Annotated in this window: 27 protein-coding genes and 1 riboswitch; all 27 genes read left to right on the forward strand. The window is 47.8% G+C overall.

Annotation, left to right across the window (positions count from 1 at the left end; all coding sequences use genetic code 11):
* The first annotated feature begins 15 nt into the window (after positions 1–15).
* The 27 genes from xerD to FGT79_RS14260 all read left to right on the forward strand — a co-directional run bounded on the left by xerD (position 16) and on the right by FGT79_RS14260 (position 23,514).
* Positions 16–906, forward strand: coding sequence for a site-specific tyrosine recombinase XerD (xerD, locus tag FGT79_RS14130; protein WP_138753437.1), 891 nt, complete (start codon positions 16–18; stop codon positions 904–906).
* A gap of 45 nt (positions 907–951) precedes the next feature.
* On the forward strand, positions 952–2,139 hold the full coding sequence (gene deoB / locus FGT79_RS14135) for a phosphopentomutase (RefSeq protein ID WP_138753438.1): 1,188 nt from the start codon (positions 952–954) through the stop codon (positions 2,137–2,139).
* 64 nt (positions 2,140–2,203) lie between these two features.
* On the forward strand, positions 2,204–3,043 hold the full coding sequence (locus FGT79_RS14140; RefSeq protein ID WP_138753439.1) for a purine-nucleoside phosphorylase: 840 nt from the start codon (positions 2,204–2,206) through the stop codon (positions 3,041–3,043).
* Between the two features lie 111 nt (positions 3,044–3,154).
* Positions 3,155–3,316 (forward strand): aspartyl-phosphate phosphatase Spo0E family protein, encoded by a 162-nt coding sequence (locus tag FGT79_RS14145; protein WP_138753440.1) that lies wholly within the window; start codon positions 3,155–3,157, stop codon positions 3,314–3,316.
* 36 nt (positions 3,317–3,352) lie between these two features.
* A complete protein-coding gene (locus tag FGT79_RS14150) occupies positions 3,353–4,687 on the forward strand; it encodes a pyrimidine-nucleoside phosphorylase (protein WP_138753441.1) in 1,335 nt (444 codons plus the stop codon).
* Positions 4,688–5,004: 317 nt separating this feature from the next.
* Positions 5,005–6,207 carry a D-alanyl-D-alanine carboxypeptidase family protein gene (locus FGT79_RS14155; protein ID WP_425465016.1) on the forward strand — a complete coding sequence of 401 codons (1,203 nt, stop codon included), beginning with the start codon at positions 5,005–5,007 and terminating at the stop codon, positions 6,205–6,207.
* Positions 6,208–6,451: 244 nt separating this feature from the next.
* Positions 6,452–6,805 carry an anti-sigma F factor antagonist gene (gene spoIIAA, locus FGT79_RS14160; RefSeq protein WP_138753442.1) on the forward strand — a complete coding sequence of 118 codons (354 nt, stop codon included), beginning with the start codon at positions 6,452–6,454 and terminating at the stop codon, positions 6,803–6,805.
* The gene (gene spoIIAB / locus FGT79_RS14165; protein ID WP_138753443.1) at positions 6,802–7,248 is read left to right on the forward strand and encodes an anti-sigma F factor; all 447 of its coding nucleotides are present in this window, start codon (positions 6,802–6,804) and stop codon (positions 7,246–7,248) included. The genes spoIIAA and spoIIAB overlap by 4 nt, the downstream gene beginning before the upstream one ends.
* 19 nt (positions 7,249–7,267) lie before the next feature.
* Positions 7,268–8,023, forward strand: coding sequence for an RNA polymerase sporulation sigma factor SigF (gene sigF / locus FGT79_RS14170; RefSeq protein ID WP_138753444.1), 756 nt, complete (start codon positions 7,268–7,270; stop codon positions 8,021–8,023).
* A 110-nt stretch (positions 8,024–8,133) separates the two neighbouring features.
* Entirely contained in the window at positions 8,134–8,784 is a 651-nt protein-coding gene (locus FGT79_RS14175) for a stage V sporulation protein AA (RefSeq protein WP_138753445.1), read from the forward strand.
* Positions 8,777–9,205 carry a stage V sporulation protein AB gene (locus FGT79_RS14180; RefSeq protein ID WP_138753446.1) on the forward strand — a complete coding sequence of 143 codons (429 nt, stop codon included), beginning with the start codon at positions 8,777–8,779 and terminating at the stop codon, positions 9,203–9,205. Before FGT79_RS14175 ends, FGT79_RS14180 begins: the two co-directional genes overlap by 8 nt.
* A gap of 24 nt (positions 9,206–9,229) precedes the next feature.
* On the forward strand, positions 9,230–10,882 hold the full coding sequence (locus FGT79_RS14185) for a spore germination protein (protein WP_246096430.1): 1,653 nt from the start codon (positions 9,230–9,232) through the stop codon (positions 10,880–10,882).
* Positions 10,883–11,013: 131 nt separating this feature from the next.
* Positions 11,014–12,345 carry a diaminopimelate decarboxylase gene (gene lysA / locus FGT79_RS14190; RefSeq protein WP_138753447.1) on the forward strand — a complete coding sequence of 444 codons (1,332 nt, stop codon included), beginning with the start codon at positions 11,014–11,016 and terminating at the stop codon, positions 12,343–12,345.
* 53 nt (positions 12,346–12,398) lie between these two features.
* A complete protein-coding gene (locus FGT79_RS14195; protein WP_138753448.1) occupies positions 12,399–12,830 on the forward strand; it encodes a peptidylprolyl isomerase in 432 nt (143 codons plus the stop codon).
* Between the two features lie 32 nt (positions 12,831–12,862).
* Positions 12,863–13,071: riboswitch (FMN riboswitch) on the forward strand.
* A 215-nt stretch (positions 13,072–13,286) separates the two neighbouring features.
* On the forward strand, positions 13,287–14,387 hold the full coding sequence (ribD, locus tag FGT79_RS14200; protein WP_281285947.1) for a bifunctional diaminohydroxyphosphoribosylaminopyrimidine deaminase/5-amino-6-(5-phosphoribosylamino)uracil reductase RibD: 1,101 nt from the start codon (positions 13,287–13,289) through the stop codon (positions 14,385–14,387).
* Positions 14,388–14,476: 89 nt separating this feature from the next.
* Entirely contained in the window at positions 14,477–15,136 is a 660-nt protein-coding gene (gene ribE, locus FGT79_RS14205) for a riboflavin synthase (protein ID WP_138753449.1), read from the forward strand.
* A gap of 70 nt (positions 15,137–15,206) precedes the next feature.
* Positions 15,207–16,442, forward strand: a complete 1,236-nt coding sequence (locus FGT79_RS14210; RefSeq protein ID WP_138753450.1) for a bifunctional 3,4-dihydroxy-2-butanone-4-phosphate synthase/GTP cyclohydrolase II — start codon at positions 15,207–15,209, stop codon at positions 16,440–16,442.
* Between the two features lie 23 nt (positions 16,443–16,465).
* Complete coding sequence (gene ribH, locus FGT79_RS14215) at positions 16,466–16,936, forward strand: 6,7-dimethyl-8-ribityllumazine synthase (RefSeq protein WP_138753451.1); 471 nt, start codon at positions 16,466–16,468, stop codon at positions 16,934–16,936.
* A gap of 35 nt (positions 16,937–16,971) precedes the next feature.
* On the forward strand, positions 16,972–17,751 hold the full coding sequence (locus FGT79_RS14220; RefSeq protein ID WP_138753452.1) for a segregation and condensation protein A: 780 nt from the start codon (positions 16,972–16,974) through the stop codon (positions 17,749–17,751).
* On the forward strand, positions 17,720–18,322 hold the full coding sequence (gene scpB, locus FGT79_RS14225) for an SMC-Scp complex subunit ScpB (RefSeq protein ID WP_138753453.1): 603 nt from the start codon (positions 17,720–17,722) through the stop codon (positions 18,320–18,322). The genes FGT79_RS14220 and scpB overlap by 32 nt, the downstream gene beginning before the upstream one ends.
* Before the next feature lie 58 nt (positions 18,323–18,380).
* A complete protein-coding gene (locus FGT79_RS14230; RefSeq protein WP_138753454.1) occupies positions 18,381–19,073 on the forward strand; it encodes a DUF2953 domain-containing protein in 693 nt (230 codons plus the stop codon).
* On the forward strand, positions 19,046–19,525 hold the full coding sequence (gene ytfJ, locus FGT79_RS14235) for a GerW family sporulation protein (RefSeq protein ID WP_138753455.1): 480 nt from the start codon (positions 19,046–19,048) through the stop codon (positions 19,523–19,525). The genes FGT79_RS14230 and ytfJ overlap by 28 nt, the downstream gene beginning before the upstream one ends.
* A gap of 128 nt (positions 19,526–19,653) precedes the next feature.
* Positions 19,654–20,850 carry a D-alanyl-D-alanine carboxypeptidase family protein gene (locus tag FGT79_RS14240; protein WP_138753456.1) on the forward strand — a complete coding sequence of 399 codons (1,197 nt, stop codon included), beginning with the start codon at positions 19,654–19,656 and terminating at the stop codon, positions 20,848–20,850.
* Between the two features lie 63 nt (positions 20,851–20,913).
* Positions 20,914–21,567, forward strand: coding sequence for a nucleoside recognition domain-containing protein (locus tag FGT79_RS14245; RefSeq protein WP_138753457.1), 654 nt, complete (start codon positions 20,914–20,916; stop codon positions 21,565–21,567).
* A gap of 25 nt (positions 21,568–21,592) precedes the next feature.
* Positions 21,593–22,096: a spore maturation protein gene (locus tag FGT79_RS14250; protein ID WP_425465017.1), complete on the forward strand. Its 504-nt coding sequence runs from the start codon at positions 21,593–21,595 to the stop codon at positions 22,094–22,096.
* A gap of 54 nt (positions 22,097–22,150) precedes the next feature.
* Positions 22,151–22,897, forward strand: a complete 747-nt coding sequence (locus tag FGT79_RS14255; RefSeq protein WP_138753459.1) for a pseudouridine synthase — start codon at positions 22,151–22,153, stop codon at positions 22,895–22,897.
* A gap of 86 nt (positions 22,898–22,983) precedes the next feature.
* Positions 22,984–23,514 carry a redoxin domain-containing protein gene (locus tag FGT79_RS14260; RefSeq protein ID WP_138753460.1) on the forward strand — a complete coding sequence of 177 codons (531 nt, stop codon included), beginning with the start codon at positions 22,984–22,986 and terminating at the stop codon, positions 23,512–23,514.
* The last annotated feature ends 14 nt before the right edge of the window (positions 23,515–23,528 follow it).

Consider the following 23,528-nt stretch of genomic DNA (forward strand, 5'->3'; position numbering starts at 1 on the left):
TTGAAAGGAAGTCCAATGAAAGCTCATTTAATTCGATACATTCAAGAACTGTGTTCAGAACGTAGGTTAGCAGGCAATACGCTGGCTTCCTATGAACGTGATTTGAATCAATTCATTCATTTTTTGCAGGAGCAGGGTCTGCTCGACATTAGTGATGTGCAGAGGCATCATATCTCAACGTATATGCTTCATTTGAAGGAGCAAGGAAGAAAAGCGGCTACGCTGTCGAGACATATCGTTTCGGTGCGCGCCTTTTTTCATTTCTTGGTCGTTCAAGGCTACCTAGTTGCGAATCCCTCCATTTACTTAGAGGCGCCTAAGCAAGAGAAGAAGGCACCTAGCATCTTGAGTGTCGATCTGACGGGCACACTGCTTGAGACTCCAAATAGCGAAAGTGCAGCAGGTAAACGTGATAAAGCGATGCTGGAGCTCATTTATGCGACAGGTATTCGAGTATCTGAGTTGGTGGCGTTGAATGTTGAGCATATTCATTTGCAATTCGCTTATATTCAATGTATCGGTAGGGGACAGAAGGAACGGATTGTTCCCTTCGGGCGCCTAGCTGGCGAAGCGCTGTCAGCCTATATGCAAGCGGGCAGGAATGAGCTGTTGACGAATAGGGAGTCGGAATCGGCTTTATTTTTGAACCATTTGGGGACGCGTTTGACAAGACAGGGTTTTTGGAAGACGATTAAGAAGCACGCGAAGGAAGCGGGAATCGTTCAGGATATAACGCCGCATACCCTCAGGCACTCTGTTGCAGCACATTTGCTGGACAATGGGGCTGATGTAAGAGCCGTTCAGGAGCTGCTAGGGCATGCCGATATCTCAACGACGCTGAAATATGCACAAGTTTCGAAGCTGCGGATGAAAGAAACGTATAATCAGTCACATCCGCGTGCATAGAGCATCCCAAGACAAAGATTCATCACAGAGGAGGAAATCATACTTATGAAATTTGATCGTATTGCGGTTGTTGTTTTGGATAGCGTAGGAATAGGGGAACTTCCGGATGCTGAAGCATTCGGCGACCTCGGATCGCATACGCTTGGACATATTGCGGAACATGTGCCGACATTGGAGCTTCCTCATTTAAGACAATGGGGACTTGATCGTATTGCACCGATTCATACATGGAAGCCCGCAACTGAAGCGCCTGCAGCAGCCTACTTTGGCAAGATGGCGGAGATTTCTGTAGGTAAAGACACGATGACGGGACATTGGGAGCTAATGGGACTGGAGCTTACGGTACCTTTTCAGACGTTCCCGGAGGGCTTTCCTCCCGAGCTGCTTGGTCCATTCGAGGAACGCACAGGCCGCAAGGTTATTGGCAATAAGCCTGCCAGCGGAACCGAGATATTGGATGAGCTTGGTGCTGAGCAAATGGAAACAGGGGCTTGGATCGTCTATACGTCAGCGGACAGCGTGTTTCAAATTGCTGCGCATGAGGACGTCATTCCGCTCGAAGAGCTCTATCGTGCCTGCGAGATTGCAAGAGAACTGACGATGGATGAACGGTTTACGGTAGGCCGGGTCATTGCAAGGCCTTATCTGGGGGAGCCAGGAGCGTTCAAACGGACACCGAACCGTCATGATTATGCGGTTAAGCCTCCTCAGCCAACGGTGCTTAATGCGCTGAAGGACGCGGGCTATGATTCAATTGCCATTGGCAAAATCAACGATATTTTTGATGGAGAAGGTATTACCGCCTCCTCGCCAACTAAGAGCAATGCTGACGGCATAGCCAAAACAATCGAGCAGCTGCAGCAGCCATTTAAAGGCATGCTCTTTACTAACCTTGTCGACTTCGACTCGCTGTATGGACATCGACGCGATCCGGTTGGCTATGCAGGCGCTTTGGAGGAGTTCGATCGATCGGTTCCTGAATTGATGGCACAGCTCAGCGAGCGTGACCTGCTGATCGTCACAGCTGACCACGGGAATGATCCTGTTCATCCTGGAACAGATCACACGCGTGAATACGTTCCGATCCTATTGTACAGCCCAGCGTTTAAGGAACCGAGAGAGCTTCCCGTACGTTCAACCTTCTCGGATTTAGGTGCAACGATTGCTGACAATTTCGGCGTAAAAGCACCGCCGAATGGTACAAGCTTCCTAGCGGCATTGCAAGTGAAATAGACGGGTTAACGAAACGTACATTCGGGAAAACAGACAAATGCTATTATTTTAGGAGGAATTAAATATGACAACTATTACAGCAGCAGGACTTACGGCCGCGCATATCAAGGAAGCGGCATCCTATATTGAAAGCAAAACAGAGCAGCGTCCAGAAATCGGACTCATAATGGGTTCAGGACTAGGCGTGCTGGGCGATCATTTGGAGAATGCCGTTACGATTCAATATCATGATATTCCGCACTTTCCAATCTCGACTGTTGAAGGGCATGCTGGCGAGCTCTTAATCGGAACACTCTCAGGAAAAACCGTTATTCTCATGCGTGGCCGATTCCATATGTATGAGGGATATGGGCCGGAGCTAACCGCATTCCCTGTTCGCGTCATGAAGGCGCTAGGCGTCAAATCGCTGCTTGTCACTAATGCAGCAGGCGGAATTAATACTGATTATGAAGCAGGCAACTTGATGCTCATCTCAGATCATATTAATTTCACAGGCAAAAATCCGCTTATCGGTCCAAATGACAATGAGCTCGGAGTCAGGTTTCCGGATATGTCGGAAGCATACAGCAAGCGCCTAAGAACGATTGCCCGCGATATTGCAGTTAAGCAAGGCTTCACGCTTCGGGAAGGCGTATATGCAGGTCTGCTAGGTCCAACTTACGAGACACCGGCAGAGATTCGAATGCTGAGAGTTCTTGGCGCCGATGCTGTCGGAATGTCGACTGTTGCAGAAGTTATTGCCGCGCGGCATTCGGGAATAGAAGTCGTCGGAATTTCGTGTATTAGCAATATGGCAGCAGGTATTTTGGATCAGCCCTTGTCTCATGCAGAAGTAATGGAAACCACTGAACGAGTCAAGTCCCAATTTTTGGGTCTGGTTAACGCATTGATTGCTGTCATGTAAGGTATTTTGTAACACAATTGTAACATTCCCGTCGACTCATTATGACAGTGTTTTTTTTGTGATTCGTCGTATAATGTCCATGATCAAAGAAAGATGGAGTGGACTATGAATATGGACAAGCAATTACTCACACAGATGGAGCAGTTGCGCAAAAAGATGATCGAAGCGGCTCTGTTGAATGAAAGCCTTCAGCATTTGGACGTGCTTATGCTTAGCCAGTCACTTGATGAGATCATCGTCCAGGTGCAGAAGAGGGAACGGCGTGCTTTATAAGCTTATTAATATGGGATTTGGAATGGAGAGGGAGATATGCGGTCGGTAGATATAATACATAAGAAAAGAGACGGTGGCGAGCTGACCGCTTCGGAGTTAACTTTTCTGATTGATGGATATACCCGCGGTGATATTCCTGACTATCAGCTATCGGCGTGGGCGATGGCTGTATTTTTCCGTGGAATGACAGCGAAGGAAACGGCAGCATTAACGCTAGCGATGGCTAATTCAGGCGATCAAGTCGATCTAGGCCCGATAAGCGGCATTAAAGTCGACAAGCATAGTACAGGCGGAGTAGGAGACAAAACAACCTTAATTCTCGGGCCATTGGTTGCATCGGTGGGCATTCCAGTTGCGAAAATGTCGGGTAGAGGCTTAGGCCATACCGGCGGAACGATAGATAAGCTCGAATCGATTGAGGGCTTCCGTACGGAGCTGTCTCGTGAGAAATTCATTTCTCAGGTCAATGATATTGGACTGTCCGTAATCGGTCAGAGCGGTAATCTTGCTCCAGCAGACAAGAAGCTTTACGCTCTGAGGGATGTCACAGCTACAGTGGAGTCGATTCCACTCATTGCAAGCTCTGTTATGAGCAAGAAGATTGCAGCCGGGGCAGATGCCATTGTACTAGACGTTAAAACGGGAAGCGGAGCGTTTATGAAGACGCTTGAGGATTCTGAGAAGCTGGCGAGTGCAATGGTTGCGATTGGAACAGAAGTAGGCCGGAACACGGCAGCCGTTATCAGCGATATGGATCAACCGCTCGGTTTTGCGATCGGCAATGCGCTCGAGGTTCACGAATCCATTGAAACGCTCAAAGGCAATGGTCCTGAGGATCTTACGGAGCTTTGCCTGACACTCGGCGCTCATATGGTCGTGCTTGGCGGGAAGTCAGACGATGTAGAATCAGCGAAGGAGCTGCTGCGGGAGCAAATCAAGAACGGGGCTGCACTGGAGAAGTTCAAAGCATTCATTGCTGCACAAGGCGGTGACATGGCGATAGCTGATGATCCTTCCAGACTGCCGCAAGCACTTATTCTAATTGAAGTGACAGCTGATCAAACTGGCTTCGTGCAAGCGATTGAGGCTGAACAGTTGGGGCTTGCTGCTATGCTTCTAGGAGCAGGTAGAGCAACCAAAGAGGCGGAAATTGATTACGCAGTCGGTGTTGTGTTGCGTAAGAAAGTTGGCGATTCCATAAATGCCGGAGATACGCTTGCTGTGCTCCATGTCAGGGAAGCGAATGAGTCAGCTAAGGAAGTGGCTGTCAAAGTAAGAGAAGCCTATACGATTACAGAATCGAAGCCTGAGCCACGAGCGCTATTGTTATCCGTAATAACAGCGCAGGGTGTGCAACGGTATAACGAATAGAATGGATCATGAATCCGTCCTCCAATTAGGGGGACGGATTTTTTTTGAACGTAGGAGTGCGTTCGCCTTTGTTCCCAGATTTCACCCCCTGAGGAGGATGAATACAGGAAATCTGGGAACAACAGCGATCGGAAGCCCGCTCTTTATGGCAGCGGTAATTCAGCTTCACCTAAGTCGTTCAAATCATTCTATCGATTTGGAATAATTTCCAGCTGAGAAGTCAACACTGAAGAGAGAAAGCTAAGCGACGTGTGTCGCAATTGTCATATGCTGCGAAGCTATGCGCATGGCATAAAACTTTTCAGGAGGAGATCCAGTTGAAAAAACGTTCTATGAAGCTATGTCTACTTATTCTTGTATTCGCCCTTGCTATGCCGGCCGCCGTATTTGCTGCCGTAGAGCCTACGCCTGCACCGGGGCCAGCGCCTAGCAGCCAAACGCCTAACGCGAATTTGGCACCTTCCGCGCGGTCTGCCATATTGATGGATGCAGACAGCGGCACGGTCATTTACGAGAAGAACAGCCATGCCAAGCTTCCGCCGGCAAGCATCACGAAGGTTATGACTATGCTGCTCATTATGGAGGCACTTGATGATGGCAAGATAAAGCTGACGGACAAGGTCCAAACCAGCGAATATGCCGCTTCAATGGGGGGTTCACAAATCTTCCTTGAGCCAGGCGAAGAAATGACGGTTGACGACATGATCAAAGGAATAGCGCTTGCTTCGGGCAATGATGCATCTGTGGCGATGGCTGAGAAGCTTGCTGGCACAGAGCAGCAATTTGTTACGATGATGAATGAGCGGGCTCAGCAGCTTGGCATGAATGATACCCAGTTTTCGAATCCGAACGGTCTGCCAGTCGCCAATCATTACTCATCGGCACATGACATTGCAGTGATGTCGCGAGAGCTGCTGAAGCACTCCGAAGTGACCAAATATACGGGGCTCTATCAGGACTATTTGCGCAAATCGTCCGAGAAGCCTTTCTGGCTGGTAAATACGAATAAGCTTGTTCGTTTCTACAGCGGAGCTGATGGTTTGAAAACAGGTTTCACTAGTGAAGCGAAATACTGCCTGTCGGCAACAGCCAAGCGCGATAATATGCGCGTAATCGCTGTCGTTATGGGCGAGCCGGATACGAAAACCCGCAATGCGGAAGTATCGCAGATGTTCGATTATACGTTCGCTCAGTATATGAATCACTCACTTATCCAAGAAGGCGAATCGATGGGGACGCTGCATATTGAGAAGGGTACAGCACCGGAGCTTCCACTCGTAGCGAAGCATACATACAGCGTACTTCTGAAAAAAGGCAGTCAAACGAAGGATATTCGTTACGAACTGAAGATCGACGGACCTCTTAAAGCACCGATACAAATTGGTCAGCCAATTGGCAAGCTCGTCGTGTATCAAGGTGATCAGGTACTCAAACAATTTGATGTAGATGCACCGTTGTCGGTGGAACGTGCAGGATGGTGGAAATTGCTTAAACGATCCTTCACTGGTTTGTTTGCCTAAATAAAAGAAGTCGTTATTTCACTCGTTTTTTGTCATCTCTTAGCGGTATGCTTCTAGTTTTGTCGGCATGCAGGAAAAGCGTGCCAAATTGGAGAATTGCTAGTTCTATCTCGGCATGTGCAGCACGGCGGATTCTGATTCCCTCAGATCAATCGCTGTTGTGCGGTGGAATGTAAGGAAGGTCAGCTATTCACGGCTGCTTCTTTCTTATGTTGGAAAAAACCTAGAGGAGTTGAACAGCATAATGAGTCTGCAAGCTGAATTAGAGCAATACCGCAATGTGCTGATCGTAAGGCTTCGCGGCGAACTGGATCACCATACGGCCGATGGCGTGCGCTATAAGATGGAGGAAGCCATTCTCCGTGGAAGCAGCGAGCATGTCATTCTTAGCTTGAAGGAGCTGCAGTTCATGGACAGTTCCGGTCTTGGCGTAATTCTAGGAAGGTACAAGCAGGTGAAGAGCAAAGGCGGGAAAATGGTCGTATGCGATGTGAATCCGAACGTTCATCGGTTATTCGAGTTGTCGGGTTTGTTCAAAATTTTGACGATTCACGATAATGAGCGAAATGCAATTTCTAGTTTGGAGGTGGTGTCATGAACGGATCCAATGAAATGACGCTTTCCTTCAGCGCCCGGTCGGAGAATGAAGCATTCGCGCGTATTACTGTCGCTGCGTTCGTGTCTCAGCTCGATCCGACGCTAGAGGAACTGAACGACTTGAAGACAGCGGTTTCCGAGGCGGTTACGAATGCGATTATTCATGGCTACGAGAATGATCCAACCTGCGAGGTTCGAATTGAAGCTAGAATCGAAGGGGATTCTGTTTCGATTACGATTTCGGACAACGGCCGAGGCATCGAGGACGTGGAGCTCGCCCGCCAGCCTTTGTATACATCGAAGCCGGAGCTGGAGCGCTCTGGCATGGGTTTCACCATTATGGAAAATTTCATGGACCGTTTTGAAGTCACGAGTCAAATTGACGGCGGAACGCGAGTAGCGATGCTGAAACGAATTGAATCGAAAAAAGCGCTCTACAATTAGCGTATAGGGGTTGAACCTCATGGATGTCAATCTAAAACAGACGGCCCAGCCATACCTGGATGACGCGGAAGTAAAGCGGCTTATTGCGTTAAGTCAAAGCGGGGATACGCTTGCAAGGGATACACTTGTACAATGCAATATCCGGCTCGTATGGTCAGTTGTGCAGCGGTTCATTAATCGTGGTTATGAGCCCGAGGATTTGTTCCAGATTGGCTGCATCGGCTTGCTGAAGTCGGTAGATAAATTCGACTTGTCCTATGATGTGAAGTTTTCCACTTATGCGGTGCCCATGATTATTGGAGAAATTCAACGTTTTCTGCGGGATGACGGCACGTTGAAAGTCAGCAGATCGTTGAAGGAAACCGCTAACAAGGTGCGGAAAATGAAGGATGAGCTCTCGAAAACGCTAGGCCGTTTGCCGACAATCAGCGAGGTTGCTGAGCGGCTGGGTATTACGCCGGAGGAAGTTGTTTTTGCCCAAGAAGCGAATAAACCGCCAACCTCCATTCACGAAACGGTATTCGAGAATGATGGAGATCCGATCACCCTGATGGATCAAATCGCTGATGAATCTCAAGACCGATGGTTTGATAAATTGGCGCTGGTTGAGGCTATAGAGGGTTTGAGCGAACGTGAGCGGCTGATTGTATACTTGCGCTATTACCGTGACAAAACGCAGTCCGAGGTTGCAAGCAGGCTGGGAATTTCCCAAGTTCAGGTTTCGCGGCTGGAGAAAAAAATATTACAATCGATCCGAGACCAAATCGCCTTATAGGCGGTTTGGTTTTTCTATTTTTTACCTCATTTTGCATGAGTATCCGAATCGTCCTTATCTCATACTAAAAGGGAAATCCACCAAAGTTTAAGCAGAAGGGAAGATGACAGATGGCAACATCGAACCATTCGGTCCTCTATCTGCGTCTGAAAAAACGAATTTACACGAAACCGAATCAGCAGGTTACATTGGGTCAGGCGGCAAGGCTGCTCGCTAAGGATGATGCACTTGAAGACAGCTTGAAGAGGCTTGTTCTGTACCAGCACAAAAAGGAAGATGGAAATCGGGTTGTGATCGACCTGCTCCAAATCGTGAAAGCGATTCGCGAGCGCGAGCCCGGTCTTACCGTAGAGGCTTACGGAGATCCGCAGGTGCTGGTGATGGTTGCGGAGAAGCTGGTAAAGCCCCGAATAGCTGTGCTTCTATTTGCTTGGCTGCTGCTATTCTTCGGAGCAGGTCTTGCTATTATGAACTTCCATACTGACGTCAGTATGAAGGAGGTTCATATTCGCATCGTCGAGCTGATAACTGGGAAACGAACGGAGCATCCTCTCTGGTTCCAAATTCCATACTCGCTTGGCATAGGACTTGGGATGGTGTTGTTTTTCAATCATCTATTTCGAAAAAGATTTAATGAAGAGCCCAACCCGCTAGAGGTTGAGCTGTACATGTACCAGGAAAACGTAAACGCTTATGTCATTGCGGATGAGATGCGAAAGAAATCCGACTACGACCAGAGAAACGGCAGCTCCCATGATTAGCATCGGTGCGAATATCTTTGTTGCACTACTGGGCTTGGCAGGCGGACTTGCAGTGGGCAGCGGCTTGGTTGCGTTATTGATTGTACTGGATTTGATTCCGAGGCTCGCGCAGGTTGCGCATGCCTATCGCATGTCGGCTTGGTTTGAATCAGCTGTTATATGCGGATCCTTGTACTGGACGTTTGCTGATTTTATGGATTGGAAGCTAGCTGTGCCAAGTGGCTTTTCTCTAAGCGGGGCTGGTCTCATTGACGGAATGTTTGTAGGAATGCTGGCTGCAGCTTTGACTGAGGTCATGAATGTGCTGCCTATTCTGGCTAAAAGAATGAATTTATCAGCTTATATGGTAACGCTGGTCATGGCGATGGTGCTTGGAAAAACGTTAGGCTCATTGTTTGATTGGCTAGTATTCCAATGGTGAATTTGATGAACGAGGTGAAAGCGTATGAGCGATAACGAACAGATGGAAGGACAGGGGAAAGACGTACATTCAGATCTGCCTATGAATGGAATGCACGAAGATCAGCAGCGAGAAGAGTCACGCGGAGCTTCAGATTCAAGCCCAGTAAGCTACGTCCAGACAATCAAGCGCGGCAAGCAGGAGGGCTCGGTTGCCGATTCGAAAGGCAAGGAGGATATTGTCCCGATACCATCAGATTTGGACGAGGTTTTGTCGCGCCTTGAGCATGAAATCGGCTACAAGACAAGCTTCGACGTCGTTGTCAGGGAAATGACATTCGGTGAACGGCGTACTGCGATGCTATGTATGAACGGCTTAGTTAAGGATACGCTTCTGACTGAGGTGCTCATGCGCCTTACGTTTCTGCAGCCGGAAGATTTGTCTGCGCATGCGTTTCACTCGTTTCTAGATCTCTATGTTCCGGCTGCTCAGGTTACGAAAGAAGATAATTGGAACAGCATGCTGACTGGTGTACTCTCCGGCGGAACTGCTTTGTTTATTGATGGTGAAACAAGTGTGGTCATGATTGACGCGAAGGCGTTTCCTTCCCGTGGACCAGAAGAGCCTTCGCTTGAGAAGGTTGTGCGCGGCAGCAGAGACGGCTTCGTAGAAACGTTGATGGTCAACGTATCTCTAGTGAGAAGACGGCTGCGTGATCCCCAGCTTCGTTATGAAATTGTTCGGGTAGGCGAGCGTACGCAAACGGATGTATGTATCGCTTATATTGATGATATCGTGGATAAAGAATTGCTGAAATCCATCAAGGATAAAATAGCAATGGTGAAAATCGACGGGCTGCCGCTTGCGGACAAGCAGCTTGAAGAGTCAACAGTGAAGCGCGGGTGGAATCCATTCCCACTCGTACGATATTCGGAGCGGCCTGATACCGTTGCCGCTCACCTGCTGGAGGGATATGTTGCTGTATTTGTGGACACCTCGCCAAGTGTGATGACCCTGCCGACAACCTATGCTGACCTAATGCAGCATGCGGAAGAGAATCGGCAAACGCCATTTATCGGTACTTATTTGCGCTGGGTCCGGTTTTTAGGCATATTTGCCTCCTTGTTCTTGCTGCCGCTATGGCTCCTATTCGTGATGCATCCAGAATTAAAGCCGCCTGCGCTTGAGTTTTTGGGCCCGAATAAAACAGCGAAGCTTCCGCTGGTTGTACAATTTCTGCTCGCAGAGATCGGCGTCGATTTGCTGAGGATGGCATCCGTACATACACCAACGTCGCTTGCGACCGCGATGTCATTAGTCGCAGCTATTCTCATCGGCGATATTGCCGTGCAAACGGGAATATTCGTAAATGAGGTTATTCTGTACATGGCGGTGGCTGCTATTGGTATGTTTGCAACACCGAGCTATGAGCTTGGACTTGCTAACCGCATCGTTAGGCTGGCGCTCATCATATCGGTATCCGCATTCAGTGTGCCAGGCTTCGTCATTGCGACGACTGCGATCCTGATTATGCTGACGATGGAGCGTTCCTTCAATCGTCCGTATATGTGGCCGTTTATTCCGTTTGATCTGAGAGCACTCTGGAGTATCATCGTACGTCAGCCTGTATTGTACAATCGCACGCGTCCCAATAACTTGAGACCACAGCAACGCGATAAAATGCCGAAGACGGACTGAATTCACAAAATGCAAATGAAATGTGGATTTATCCATTTCGCATGGTGGGTAGATTGCGTTATACTTGTGCTATTGATGCAAATTCTATCCGTTCTATCTGCCAGCAGATAGAAGAAAGCTGAGGGGAAATTATGTACCTGCATGGAACAAGTAAAATTAACACTAAAGGACATTTGGAAATTGGCGGCTGTGATGTAGCTGATTTGGCTGCACAGTTCGGTACGCCACTTTATATTGTGGACGAGGCACTGGTACGTCAACGTGCGAGCGAGTATGTTGAAGCATTCAAAGCTTCAGGTCTTCGCTTCCAAGTCGCATACGCGAGCAAAGCATTCAGCGTAATGGCAATGTGTGCGATTGCAGAGCAAGAAGGGCTATCGCTTGATGTTGTATCTGACGGCGAGCTTTATACGGCAATGCAAGCGGGCTTCCCGGCTGAACGTATTCATTTCCACGGAAACAACAAAACGCCTGAGGAAATCAACATGGCGCTTGACGCAGGAATTGGCTGTTTCGTCGTTGACAACTTCATGGAGCTGCAGCTGTTGAACGCACTTGCTGGAGATAAAGGCAAGAAAGTCAACATCCTGCTTCGCATTACACCAGGAGTAGAAGCCCATACGCATGATTACATTTCCACGGGTCAACAGGACTCCAAGTTCGGCTTCGACCTCGGTAATGGCGCTGCTAAACAAGCCATTCAAGAAGCGCTTGCTCTGCCAAACTTGGTTATTCTAGGCGTTCATTCCCATATCGGGTCTCAAATCTTTGAGGTTGAAGGTTTCCGTATGGCTGTGGACAAGGTGGCTGATTTCGCAGTAGCTATCCGCAATGAGCTTGATCTAACATTCAAAGTAATTAACCTTGGCGGCGGCTTCGGGATTCGTTATGTAGAGGGCGATACTCCGCTTCCGATCAGCGAATACGTTGCTGCGATTACAGGTGCGATTATTACTAATTTCACAAACGCAGAGTTCCCACTTCCAGAAATTTGGGTTGAGCCAGGCCGCAGCATGGTTGGCGATGCAGGCACAACATTATACACAGTAGGAACAAGCAAAAATATTCCGGGCGTACGCAAATATATCGCAGTTGACGGTGGTATGACGGACAACCCTCGCCCAGCACTTTACCAATCCAAATATGAAGCCGTGCTTGCGAATCGTGCAAACGATGCTGCTCAAGAAACGGTATCCATTGCGGGCAAATGCTGCGAAAGCGGAGATATGCTGATCTGGGATTTGGAATTGCCTAAAGCCGAAAATGGCGACTTGCTTGCTGTTTTCTGTACAGGTGCTTATAATTATGCAATGGCGAGCAACTACAACCGTATTCGTCGTCCTGCTGTCGTGTTCGTCAAAGACGGCCAGGCTGACCTTGCTGTTAAACGTGAATCGCTTGAAAATATCGTATGTAATGACGTCATTCCGGCAAGACTTCAAAAATCATCGCTTGCGAAATAAGGGCGAAATTGGTAACGTAGTCTTATCTGGATAAAAGAAAGGTAGATGCAGCAATGGCAAAACAAGCAAAAATCACACTAGCAAACGGCGGAGAGGTTCTTATCGATCTATTCGATCAAGACGCGCCGAACACAGTAGCAAACTTCGAGAAGCTTGCTAATGACGGTTTCTACAACGGCCTTACATTCCACCGTGTTATTCCGGGCTTCGTTGCTCAAGGCGGCTGTCCGAATGGGACAGGTACAGGCGGTCCTGGCTACCAAATCGATTGCGAAATTAACCCGAACAAGCACGAGCGCGGTTCGCTTGCTATGGCTCACGCAGGCCGTAACACAGGCGGCAGCCAGTTCTATATCGGTTATGCACCGCAGCCGCATTTGGATGGCGGACATACGGTTTTCGGTAAAGTTTCTAAAGGTATGGAGTTCGTTGACGCGTTCAAAGGCGGAGACAAAATGGAAAAGGTTGAAGTTGAAAGCATTTAATGATAAGATATCAACTATAAATATGTAAGTGCAGCATCCTTCGGGGTAGGTGAGATTCCTAACCGGCGGTGATCGGGATGGTACAGTGTGATCGGATAACCGAAACGCTGTGCCTCTCGTCAGTCCGTGACCCGGTCTTATGAACTTGTATCTCGGATTATTCCGAGTAGAAGTGATTTAGAACGGTGGACCTGGTGAAACTCCGGGACCGACAGTACAGTCTGGATGGGAGAAGGAGATGCTTCGACAGCTATAACGATCCTCTTATTTGTGTGTATTTTATTTCACATAAAGTGAGGGTGTGTTTCTTTAGCGTAATTTACGAACCGTATTCGCAGTCTGAGCGAATAGGATGAGTCGGATCTTAAAGCCGACAACGCCTATCGGTTTTGTCGTAGTTCTCTTATTTTTCTTTCATCACCCCTTTCGGATGGTTTGCCGATAGGGGTGTTTTTGTTGCTTAACCTATTAAATGATGATTATTATATGGGATTAGCGCTCGAGATGGCTTCCAAAGCTTCAGGTCAAACCGGCATAAACCCAGTCGTTGGCTGCGTAGTTGTGAAGGATGGACGCATTATCGGAATTGGGACGCATCTCAAGCGTGGAACCGGCCATGCTGAGGTACACGCGCTTCAAATGGCGGGTGCTGAAGCAGAAGGCTCTACCGTATATGTCACACTTGAGCCGTGCAGCCATTTCGGCAAGACGCCTCCATGCTGCGAGCGTATTATTGCTGCTAAAGCAGCGAGAGTAGTCGTTGCAAGCGGGGATCCGAACCCTGAAGTTTCAGGCAGAGGAATTGCAAGACTTCGCGAGGAAGGCATTGAAGTTTCAGTCGGCGTGCTAGAGCAGCGATCACAGCAATTAAACGAAAAATTTAATAAGTATATTACTTCGCGCTTGCCGTTCGTAACACTCAAAACAGCAAGCACCCTTGATGGCAAGATTGCATCGAGCACAGGCGATAGCCGCTGGGTGACTGGGGCGATTGCACGTGAGCAAGTTCATACCCTGCGCCATCAGCATGAAGCCATCATGGTTGGCATTGGCACTGTGCTGGCTGATGATCCTTTGCTAAATACAAGGGCTTCCGTACCCGCACTCGATCCGATTCGCATTATCGTCGATTCTGCTCTACGATTGCCCCTGAGCGCCCGCGTAGTAGTAGACCGCAATGCGCGAACGATCGTGCTTACCTCTGGTCAAGCAAGCGAGGAGCGCAAGCAGGCATTAGAATCAGCAGGCATCGAGGTAGTGGTCTGCGGTTCTGGCAGTAAGGTAGATCTTACTGAGGGAATGATGAAACTAGGCGAGCTTGAGATTGGATCGATTCTGCTTGAGGGCGGCGGTCAGTTGAACGGAGCGATGCTAGAAGCAGGTCTTATTGATAAAATCATCCTTTATTATGCTGCCAAAATCATCGGAGGACTGAATGCGCCAGGCACGTTCACTTTCGCCGGCTATGAGAAAATGGCAGATGCAGTTCAACTGGAGCGGGTCACAGTTGAGATGGCAGGAGAAGACATTTGTGTCTCCGGTTATCCTGTGTATTAGCCGCCAAAGCGAAATAAGTTTGCATTCGCAAACCTTAGCAGATGCTTACGAAGTAGGTTTGCCTTAGCAAACCTTTAGGGAGGAAGCCCATGTTTACCGGATTAGTGGAAGAAGTGGGGAAAATGAAAGGAATTGCAAAGCAGGGCGAAGCGATGCGCCTCGTTATGAGTGCAGCTCGAGTCTTGGATGGTGTTATGATCGGTGACAGCATATCCGTTAATGGTGTGTGTTTAACGGTGACTGCCTTTGACAGCTCATCCTTCTCGGCTGATGTTATGCCTGAGACGTATCGGAAGTCGAATCTTCATGAGCTGCGGGCAGGTGAACGCGTTAATCTGGAGCGCGCGATGCAGGCAGGAGGCAGATTCGGCGGACATATTGTTCAAGGTCATGTCGACAGCACCGGCAAAATCGTGAATCGCAAGTCTGACGCTAACGCCGTTGTATTCAAGATTCAAGTGGACGATGCCGACACGCTTCGCTATGTCATTCCTAAAGGCTCTATTACGATTGATGGTATCAGTCTTACAGTGGTGGATACCACAGCTCAGTCTTTTACCGTATCGATCATTCCGCATACGCTTGGCGAGACAGCGCTGCAGCATAAGCATGCTGGAGACACTATCAATATAGAATGCGATGTTATAGGAAAATATGTGGATCATCTGCTGCATTTCAATAAGCCCGACAAGGTGAAGGCCGAATCGAAATTGAGCACATCTTTTCTTATGGAAAATGGTTTTTTGTAAATTGAAAATAAGCTAACGGGAGAAATTCCATTTAAAGCAAGCTAGGTTGTCACAAAGGAGGGAATCCCATATGGAGCATATAGAAAATAATCCATTTGATAAAATCGAAGATGCGCTAGAAGATCTGAAATTGGGCAAGCCGATTATTGTCGTGGATGACGAGGATCGGGAGAACGAAGGCGATCTTATCGCACTTGCGGATCGCACGACGCCTGAAGTGATTAATTTCATGATTACGGAGGCAAGAGGTCTCGTATGTGTTCCGATTACACAGGAGCGTGCGGAACAGCTTGATTTGCCGCCGATGGTTACGCATAATACCGACTATCACGGCACTGCGTTCACCGTATCAGTCGACTACATAGGTACAACAACCGGCATCTCGGCCTATGAACGTTCGCAGACGGTCAAAGCATTAATCGATCCTTCCACGAAGGCGTCGGACTTCCGCAGACCGGGTCATATATTCCCGCTTATTGCGAAGTCTGGCGGTGTTCTTAGACGAGCTGGCCATACGGAAGCGGCGATCGATCTTGCCATTATGTGCGGATCAGAACCTGCTGGTGCGATTTGTGAAATCATTAATGAGGACGGTACGATGGCTAGGCTGCCGGATTTGCTTGTTTTCAAAGAAAAGCATAATTTGAAGCTGATTACGATTCAAGAGCTTATCCAGTACCGGAATGCCAAGGAAAAGCTAGTTGAGCGTGCAGTTGATGTGAAGCTGCCGACTGATTTCGGTACATTCCGCGCAATTGCGTACACCAATTTCGTGGACAACAAAGAGCATATTGCGCTTGTCAAAGGCGAGATCAATGCGGAGACGCCACTTCTCGTTCGGGTTCATTCCGAATGCTTGACTGGTGATGTATTCCATTCCCATCGTTGTGATTGCGGACCGCAGCTTGAAGCCGCGCTGAAACAAATCGAAGAGGCGGGCAGCGGCGTGTTGCTTTACATGCGCCAAGAAGGAAGAGGCATTGGCCTCATCAACAAATTAAAGGCTTATGAGCTGCAAGAGCAGGGCCTTGATACGGTAGATGCCAATTTAAAGCTTGGCTTTCCAGCTGATTTGCGAGATTATGGTATAGGCGCGCAAATTCTGAAGGACTTAGGGGTCCGTCAGATGCGTCTGATGACCAATAACCCGCGTAAAATCAAAGGTCTTGAGGGCTATGGCCTTGAGGTTGTGGAGCGAGTTGCGATCCAGATGGAAACGAATGAAGACAATAAAAGCTACCTGCGTACAAAGAAAACGAAGCTGGGACATTTGCTCAGTTTTGAAGATATTGACTACATCATCTAAAATAACGAGAGGAAGTTGACAAAATGACACGAATTTATGAGGGACATTTAGTATCAGAAGGTTTAAAATATGGAGTAGTAGTAGGACGTTTCAATGAATTTATTTCTAGCAAGCTGCTTGGAGGCGCTCTTGATGCTTTCAAACGCCACGGTGCACAAGATTCAGACGTTGAGGTAGCATGGGTTCCAGGCGCGTTCGAGATTCCGTTAATTGCTCAGAAAATGGCAGAAAGCGGAAAGTATGATGCGGTTATTACTTTGGGCGCAGTCATTCGTGGTTCAACTCCACACTTCGACTTCGTCTGCAACGAGGCAGCAAAGGGAGTTGCGGCTATCGCTTTGAAAACAGGCGTTCCAACAATCTTTGGCGTGCTTACGGTTGATTCGATCGAGCAAGCCATTGAGCGTGCTGGTACGAAGGCGGGCAACAAAGGCTACGAGGCAGCTGCCAGTGCAATCGAAATGGCGAATTTGACTAAGCAATTGCAAGGCTAAGCAGCGAAGTTAAGGCTAGGCGGGAGGAAATGTAAGTGTCAGTGCTTTATAAGCTGGATTCATTCGAGGGGCCGCTTGATCTATTGCTACATTTGATCGACAAAGCTGAGATCGATATCCATGAAGTGTCTATCAGTGAAATTACGATTCAATATATGGATTACTTGCATGCGATGAAAGAGCTGGAGCTGGAGGTAACGAGTGAGTTTCTAGTGATGGCGGCTACCCTCTTGGCGATAAAGAGCAAGCAGCTTCTCCCGAAGCCTCCCATATTTGAAGATGATTATGAGGACTGGCCCGATGATGGGCTGGATCCGCGAGACGAGCTCATTCAGAAACTCGTAGAATACCGAAAGTTCAAACAAATAGCTGAGCAGCTGCGCGAGAAGGAAGTGGAGCGCAGTCTCGTCTATTCACGTGAGCCGGAGGATATGTCGCCTTTCATGAAGGAGGAGAAAGTGAATCCGGTTGAGGGGGTTTACTTATCTGACTTGATCTCAGCCTTTCAGAAGGCGCTGCGCAGAGCTGCAAGACGCAACGTCGTCTCGACGATTCAACGTGACGAGATTTCTGTGAAGGATCGTATACGAGATATCGTTGATGTGTTGAAGCAGTTCGAAACGGTTCGTTTTTCTAAGCTCATTCGTGAGAATATGGATCGTCACGAGATCGTGGTTACGTTTCTCGCGATATTGGAGCTTATGAAAATGAAGCATATCCGTTGTTTTCAGCACCAGCTCTTTGACGACATCGTTATTCATTGGAGAGGAGAGTCGTCACAAAGTGGATTATCAGAAGTTGAAGACGATTATTGAGGGACTGCTGTTTATGGCAGGGGACGAAGGTTTGACGAAGCGGCAATTGGGCGACATTATGGAGTTTGACGCAGAGCTTGCAGCAGATCTCGTCTATGATTTACAGAGGGATCTAGAACGCGAGGGACGCGGTATCCAGATAGCGGAAGTTGCGGCTTCCTTTCGGCTGACGACACATTTGGAGCACGCGCCATATTTTGAGCGAATGGCTTATACGCCAACCCGTTCACAGCTCTCACAAGCTGCTCTTGAGACGCTCTCTATCGTCGCTTACCGTCAGCCTATTACTAGAATATCGATTGAGGAAATTCGCGGGGTTAAGAGTGATCGAGCGATACAATCACTCGTCTCGAAAGATTTAATTGAAGAAGTAGGCCGTGCCGAGCAGATTGGACGTCCGATATTATATGGTACGACGAAATCATTTTTAGATTATTTCGGATTGCCCTCGATTAAGGAGCTTCCAGAGCCAGGAAATGTCGATCTTGATGATGCACTGGAGGAACAAACGCAGCTGCTATTCGAGCGGTTGGACGGGAAGCAAATGACAATTGAAGAAATTAAAGAATGAGATTTGGCCGCCGGGTCATACTATATTCAACCCATATTAGGGAAACGGAGGAAGCATCATGATGCTCAGTTACCCTTACGGTTGGATGACGGCGGCCAGTCTCTTTTTTTTGCTCATTTCAATATTGATTCTGAGCTCTCAAGTAGTCATTAAAGGACATTTGCGGCGAATTGGGCATAACGATGATGCAGAAGTGAACATTAAAGCACTTTTTGGAATAATCCGTTATACCTTGAAAGTACCGATTATTCAATTTACAGGTACTTCAGTCCAACTAAAGGAAGAGGTTTCTAAGACGAGTGCAGGGATCAATACGTGGAAAGAATTCAATGAGGATATCGACCCGGAGAAAGTTGTATCTTCCATCGAAAAGTTTAAGCATCTGCTGCAAATGACGCGTAATTTGACGGGCTGGGTTAGAAAAACGTTGACGAAGGTACGTCTACTCGAGTGGAATTGGAATACCTCAGTCGGTACAGGCGATGCGATGTGGACAGCGATGTCTACAGGGCTTGTCTGGTCGGTCAAGACTTCAATTATAGGCGTTTTATCGCAGATGGTGAAGCTGAAAACAGAGCCGAAAATGAATGTTCAGCCTATTTATCAACGATCTGCTTTCACAACCGAATGGTCATGCATAGCTCAAATCCGCTTCGGTTATGCTATTCTTGCCGGACTTCAGCTCTTCGTTCGGATGAGGAAAATGAAAGGAGGCGTCAAAGCATGGCAGAACATCCTATTCAAGGCTTAATGCAAACAGCAATGGAAAATATTAAAGAGATGGTTGACGTCAATACGATTGTTGGAGACCCTGTTCAAACGCCAGACGGAAGCATCATCATGCCGATATCCAAGGTGGGCTTCGGATTTGTAGCAGGCGGAAGTGACATTCGCTTAGATGATGCCGATCATAAAAATCAATCCGATGCGCAGCATGCTTCAGTAGCGATGCCATTCGGCGGCGGTAGCGGTGGCGGCGTATCGATTACGCCAATTGCTTTTCTCGTGGTAGGTACACATGGTGTGAAAATTGTACCGCTTGATAATCAGACGCATCTGCTTGAACGAGTCATTGATTCGGCTCCGCATGTTTTTGACAAGCTGCAATCTATGATGAAACAGCCGTCAAGCACGGCTGCATATGTTGATCCGTCTCCTACGGTAATAAGCGGACATGTAGACGCGAATGATCACCTCTTATGACATAACTGCCCGAGAGGGCAGTTTTTCATTTTTTGTTAGGTATTTTTCGTCTAGAGCGAGATGTACAAGCATATATTGAAAAGGACATAGGCTTTATTTACTTTCGCGCGAGAGGGGCAAGGAACGCTATGTATTTTAGAATAATGCGGAAAATCGTTGCACTTGGGTGTATGACTGCTCTACTCGCCTTGACAAGCTTACATGAGGCAGCTCACGCGAGTCCAAGCACGCTCTACACAAATGCCAAAGGATCGGCATTGATAGATGTAGAAAGTGGTCGCCTGTTATACAGCAGTAATGGCGATACATCGATGCGCATAGCAAGCTTAACCAAAATCATGACCGCTATCGTAGCGATCGATAATGGCAAGCTGACCGATATGGTGAAAACAAGTAAACGTGCTGTGGGCAAAGAAGGCTCCTCCATTTATCTTCAGCTTGGCGAGGAAATGAGTCTGCTTCATATGCTTTACGGACTTATGCTTCGTTCGGGCAATGACGCGGCGACTGCTATCGCAGAGCATGTTGGCGGTTCTGAGGAAGGGTTCGTACATCTCATGAATGAAAAAGCTATTTTCCTCGGACTAACGCATACGCAGTTCAAAAATCCACACGGCTTAGATGAAGAAGGGCACTATTCGTCTGCTAATGATTTGGCCAAGCTTACTGCTTATGCCTTGAAAAATGATGTGTTTGCGGAGATTGTAAGCACGCGAGTTAAGAAGGTGCCTAATCCGCATGAGAAATGGGAATACAGCTATATCAATAAGAATAAGATGCTGAACATGTACGAAGGGGCTGACGGGGTCAAAACTGGCTATACCAAAAAGTCGCTTCGATGTCTTGTCAGCTCGGCAACGCGGAATGGCCAGCAGATAGCAGCTGTAACTATTAATGATGGGGATGATTGGTCAGACCACCGAAAGATGCTCGATTGGGGCTTCAAGCATTATCCGCTTCAAGAAATTGCATCGAAAGGACAGCCGATTGCAGGCTATCCCTACACCGTCGGACAATCCTTCATCTACCCCGTTGCTGAGCAAGAAGCGGATGAAATTCAATCAAGACTAGTGCTCCATCCTGCTGATTCCATTCGATCCACCTTTGGAGAACGAGGCGTGCTTGAATGGTATATAGGCAAACATCTCATCGGTTTTATACCTATCTATGATGCGGCTAGCCCTAAGCTTGAACAATCGACTAAATCGTCAAAAGCAGCACAAACGCTAGCTGATTTCCGTAGAGCATCGAAAGCGGATCGTCTTGATCCGATGATAAATTCTGTATTGAAAGTACTGGATGCATTATTCGAGCATGGCGCTTAGCATGGCGGGGGAGACGCCGGTTGATAGCGTTATGCATAGGCATAGCTTGGGGAGGCGGCCAGCATGGTAAACTGGATATGGTTGTTTTTTATTGTCGCGAGTGTCGTTGTTGCTGCAATTACTGGGAAGATGGATGCGGTGACGCAGGCAGCCTTTGAGGGAGCCAAATCAGGCGTCACTGTAAGCTTTGGACTAATTAGTATTATGGTGTTCTGGCTTGGCATGATGCGAATTGCTGAGGATGCAGGCTTGCTGCAAACATTGGCCCGTTTGCTTGGTCCTATTGTTAGAAAGCTGTTTCCAGATGTTCCTCGCAACCATCCGGCTATCGGCTACATTATGAGTAATTTGAGCGCGAATCTGTTCGGTCTAGGCAATGCAGCAACCCCAATGGGGATTAAGGCCATGCAAGAGCTGCAGAAACTGAACCCCGATCCTACTACGGCAACACCTGCCATGTGTACCCTGCTTGCACTAAATACATCAAGTATAACCATTATTCCGACTACGCTTATTGCGATTAGAATGAATTACGGTTCGGCAAATCCAGCAGAAATTATCGGTACGACGCTTGCTGCAACTTTCGTGGCTACGTCCGCCGCTATACTCGCAGACCGCTGGTACAGAAGAAAGTCCCCACCTCCGGCAGTACCGCCTTCATTGAAAACAAATATGAAAGCAAGTCCTCATGCAGCTGGAGGTGAACCTATTGTATAACCTGTTCTCCAGTCTGTCTGCATGGATGATTCCAGCCATTATCGTTTTTATTCCGCTTTATGCAGCGCTTAGACGAAAGGTACCCGTGTACGAGACTTTTGTAGAAGGCGCAAAGGACGGCTTCGGAACGGCCATTAACATTATTCCTCATCTTGTCGGGATGATGGTTGCTATCAGCATGTTTCGTTCTTCTGGCGCACTGGAGCTTATGCTTTCGGCCGTCAGACCTTTATTCGACTGGCTGGGCATTCCAAGCGAGGTACTGCCTCTTGGCATTCTGCGTCCATTAACCGGAGCGGGATCGCTTGCGTTCACGACCGATCTGATCCAAACCTTCGGGCCGGATTCGATGATTGGCAGAATCGCATCTACCATTCAAGGAAGCACGGATACGACGTTGTATGTACTTACGGTTTATTTCGGAGCCGTTGGCATTCGCAAGTCCCGATATGCGTTGAAAGTCGGTTTGTTTTCGGATTTAGTCGGTTTTTTTGCAGCTATTTTAATTTGCTTATACATATTCGGCTAGTGAAGCTTGTACTTTCTTCCTCATATCGTTATGATGGAGATTGAGGTGAAAGCATTGGAACGTTTACAGAAAATATTAGCCGCTGCGGGAATCGCTTCCCGTCGCAAATGTGAAGAAATGATTTTGGCAGGGATGGTTGAGCTTAACGGTGAGAAGGTAACGACGCTTGGTGTGAAGGCTGATCCGGCTGTCGACACGATATCCGTTAACGGTAAGGCGATTCGAAGTGAGAAGAAGCTCTATCTCATGATGAATAAATCCAAGGGTGTTATTACAAGCGCCAAGGACCCCCAAGGCCGTAAAGTAGTATCCGATTTCTTGCCAGGCATCAAAGAGAGAGTATATCCAGTCGGGCGATTGGATTATGATACGGAAGGGCTGCTTCTTCTGACAAATGATGGAGAGTTCGCCAACTTGCTTACACATCCAAGTCATCATGTGCCCAAAACTTATCGTGCAACCGTTAAAGGCGTGCCACATGGAACCGCGCTTGAGCAGCTCCAGAAGGGTATTAAGCTGGAGGACGGGATGACAGCTCCGGCAGAAGTGGAATACCATGATGTGGATACCGATGGAAACGAAGCAACGATTACGATCACGATATTTGAAGGACGTAACCGTCAGGTTCGTAGGATGTTCGAGGCAATTGGCCATAAGGTTATAAGGCTGAAGCGAATCCGTTTCGGAGAGCTTGGGCTTGAAAATCTAGCTCGCGGAAAGTATCGTCATTTGACGCCAGTGGAAGTTAAGGAATTGCTTGATATTGCGAACAGCAAGACACATAAAGTTCATAAAAAGTAATCGACGGCGGCAGTAATTGCCGTCGAATTTTCGTTATAATGGTAATATTGTGACTGCATTTAGAGAAGCTGGTGGTGAATTCAATTATGGGAAAATCGCGCAAGACGGTACAAATCGTCATTCTGCTTGCCGTCTTGATCATAGGTGGGTATGCAATTGGATCTACATTATTTGCTGCCGATAACAAAGGCCCTTTGAAGGAAGGAGACAAGCCTCCTGCTTTCGAGCTTCTCGATTTAGAAGGCAATGCGAGGCAATTGTCCGATTATGAAGGCAAAGCCGTTGTGGTGAACTTTTGGGGCACGTTTTGTCCACCCTGCGTGAAGGAAATGCCTGAGTTTGAAAGGCAGTATGCGAAGTGGAAGGATCAAGGCTTAGTTATTTTGGCTATTAATTTAAGTGAGGATACGTTGACCGTGAACAATTTTGTTCGCCGCTTCGATTTGAATTATCCGATCTTACGCGACGTCAATCGCAAGACGGAGCGAAGCTACGGATTAAAGTCATATCCTACTACTTTTTTCATTAACCCGGACGGTACATTAATGGAAATTAAAGTAGGCGGAATGACCGAGGTTGAGATTGATGAGCGGATTGAGAGATTGCTTAAGCTTTAGGAGGTTTTATTGTG

The sequence above is a fragment of the Paenibacillus sinopodophylli genome (assembly GCF_005930355.1).
GTDB lineage: Bacteria > Bacillota > Bacilli > Paenibacillales > Paenibacillaceae > Pristimantibacillus > Pristimantibacillus sinopodophylli.